The organism is Paenibacillus sp. yr247 (assembly GCF_900103825.1).
Classification (GTDB): domain Bacteria; phylum Bacillota; class Bacilli; order Paenibacillales; family NBRC-103111; genus Paenibacillus_E.
Window position 1 is genome coordinate 1 of record NZ_FNIF01000073.1, and the last position, 2,860, is coordinate 2,860.

Consider the following 2,860-nt stretch of genomic DNA (forward strand, 5'->3'; position numbering starts at 1 on the left):
CAAGCTATGTTTGGCGGTAAAGAAGGACATTAATCGAAAAGCTTATCGAAAATCACGAAGCAGAATTTGCTTCGTGATTTTTTTCATCAACCTGCAAAAATAGTTAACGATTAAGAATGCTTTGATGTCAATTTCATGTTCAGACCATCTTTTTACTTTCTGGCCAACGAAAAATCAAAGTTTGTTACTCTTTATAAAAATCGGCGCCGAAACGCTTGGTTTCATAGCTACTGTCATTATTCCTTTTTCCATTGTTCCCACATGTGCTTTAAATACACGTTATTCATAAACCTTGGCTGTTGCGGATTGCATCACATAGCAGTTTGCAGAAATTACATTTGCGCGGAAACTTATAAGATGCTTGGAAATGAGGAATATAACAGCATGAGTTAAGCCAATATACTAACTATGAACTAATAACCATTTCAAGCACCGGAGGTCACTATGGGCAGAATAGGCATTTATGGTTTTGGGCGCATTGGTCGGCAATTGTTAAGAGTCGCTCTGAAGGATCAACTCTTTGTTCCTGTATCCATCTCAGATATTAAAGACGAAGCTACGCTCGCGGCTCTCTTCGAAGTAGACACGAATTATAACCGCTGGCACGAAGACGTCCATGGACATGATGGACTGATTTTGATAGGTGGACGTGAAATCCAGTATATTAATTCGTCTAAGGAAGTTCCGAATTGGAAGAAATTGGATGTTGATCTAGTGGTGGACTGTACAGGTCGAGCATCTACCCGTGCTGTGGCTCAAGTCCATTTGGAACACGGTGCCAATCGCGTATTAGTGAGTGGACCGAGCAGGTCTCTTGAAGATTGTGATGCAGTACTGCTTAAAGGGATAAATCTCGATAGTTTTGATCCGGAAAAGCACAAGATTATTAGCATGGCAAGCTGTACGACCAATGCCTTGGCTGTTGTTGTCAAATTAATCAATGAGAATTTCGGGATCAAGTATGGTCTATTCTCGACCGTTCATTCCTACACGAACAGCCAATCCTTGACGGATCAGCCCATGAAGGATCGCAGAGATTCATGGGCAGCAGCGGAAAATATCATTCCTTCCTCCTCCGGAGCGGCGAAGGCACTCAAATTTATTTGGAACGATTTACAAATAACTGGAAAAGCCTACCGAGTTCCAACACGCACTGGCAGTATAGCTGAATTAAATCTTTTAACGGAGAAGCCGTGTACGGTACAGCAAGTCAACGACATCTTCCGCTCCGCGGCTAAAGAGGGGCCTTTAAAAGGAGTGCTGGATGTTTTGGAAGGCGAATGGACATCTGCTCGTATCGTAGGAGATTCCCATTCCTCCATCGTGGATCTCCCCTTAACCCAATTACAAGGAGAAATCCTTTCCGTCGCTGCCTGGTACGATAACGAATGGGGGTATGCTTCAAGATTGGCGGAAGTTGCCGCTTTTCTCGTTAATAAATGAGAAAGCCAACTTGATGCGAGTCTAACGCTTCAAGTCCGGTTGAAAAAAACCTTGAACGATAAACTGTTCGCAGGTGTTTGTTCAAGGTTTCCTTCATTGTTGTTGTTGGTTTAATTTGTGTGTGTTCCTCCAAACATATCATTTACGTAAATGATACCAATTAACTAATAAAAATATATTGACTAATTTAATATAAGTGGATATTATAATAAATATAAACTTGATTCCTACAACGTATCAATTAAAACAGTTGAGATGTGAGGGTTATAGAAGAACAAGGTAAGTTAGCGTTTAATGTACAAAATGTTTTCAAAGATTTACTTTTGGTTTTAACAGATGTCAAATATCTCAAATTAAAGATACTTTAAGTTGAGGATTTTTTACGGAAAAACAAAAAGGAGCTAACAACCATGAAAAAATATCTTACAGGTCGCAAGAAACAACACTTGCAACTGCCGTAGTATCTACAAGCGCACTAAATAAGTAAATAGAGCTGACCATGTGGTGCCCATCTCCATTGTAATACGGTAATTGTCACATTAGTTCTGCAACATGTAGCACGGTAGAGATGAAGATAAAATTATGGGAGGGATGCGGAAATGACACCGGTGCAGGTAGATGAATGGCTTGATGAGTATAATGATTATTTGCTGCTTTATGAGTTGTTTGGAGATAAGGTTTATTTGGATGAAACGATGGAAATATTAACAAGTTTAAACAAATATATCTCTCGTCTTCACATGTACGAGAAACGTATGTTCATGGCTAATTCACGAAAAGTATTGCTGAAATGATTACCATTGACATTATTTTAAAAAAGAATTATCTTTATTTTAAGATAATCAAATCCAAGATATTTATGAGGGAGGTGAACCGCTATGTTATTCCAACTAGAAGTTGATCAAGCTATTTCGATTTAGACCTTTGTTGTCCTTTCAAAAAAGCCTGCAAAACCTCAAAACATTCTTCTCATAGTTGGTTAACAAAAAAATAAACTTATTAAATAATATTGACTTATTAATAATTAGTTAGTATAATAATAAAAGTAATCGAAATTCCTTACACTGTTTCAAATAAACAATGTTAAGGTGAGGGGGCATAGAGAGATATAATAAATAGCCTTACTGATGCAATAAAATGTGTCTTTAGACATTACATTCGGTAATTATTGCAATATATCTTAAAATTAAGATTTACAAGTTGAAGATAGTTGCCAGAATGTAAAATTTGTTTGATGCACAACAACGTGTTTCAGAATACTTTTTTGTGAATATCCAATGCCATATATCTTAAATTTAAGAATAACAAATTAAAGGTAATAACAAATAAAAAAAAGGAGCAAACAACCATGAAAAAATATCTTACAGGACGCACAGTAACAACACTCGCACTTTTAACTGCTGTCGTATCGACAAGC

At 37.2% G+C, this 2,860-nt stretch carries 2 protein-coding genes; both read left to right on the forward strand.

Annotated features, from left to right (window positions below):
• Positions 1-444: 444 nt before the first annotated feature.
• Entirely contained in the window at positions 445-1,443 is a 999-nt protein-coding gene (locus BLT91_RS30415; RefSeq protein ID WP_090828003.1) for a type I glyceraldehyde-3-phosphate dehydrogenase, read from the forward strand.
• Between the two features lie 599 nt (positions 1,444-2,042).
• Positions 2,043-2,237 carry a hypothetical protein gene (locus BLT91_RS30420; protein WP_090828005.1) on the forward strand — a complete coding sequence of 65 codons (195 nt, stop codon included), beginning with the start codon at positions 2,043-2,045 and terminating at the stop codon, positions 2,235-2,237.
• The last annotated feature ends 623 nt before the right edge of the window (positions 2,238-2,860 follow it).

What these genes read in the sequence shown, in the direction of transcription:
- BLT91_RS30415 (WP_090828003.1), top strand. Translation starts at nt 445, where the DNA reads ATGGGCAGAATAGGCATTTATGGTTTTGGGCGCATTGGTCGGCAATTG.
- BLT91_RS30420 (WP_090828005.1), top strand. Translation starts at nt 2,043, where the DNA reads ATGACACCGGTGCAGGTAGATGAATGGCTTGATGAGTATAATGATTAT.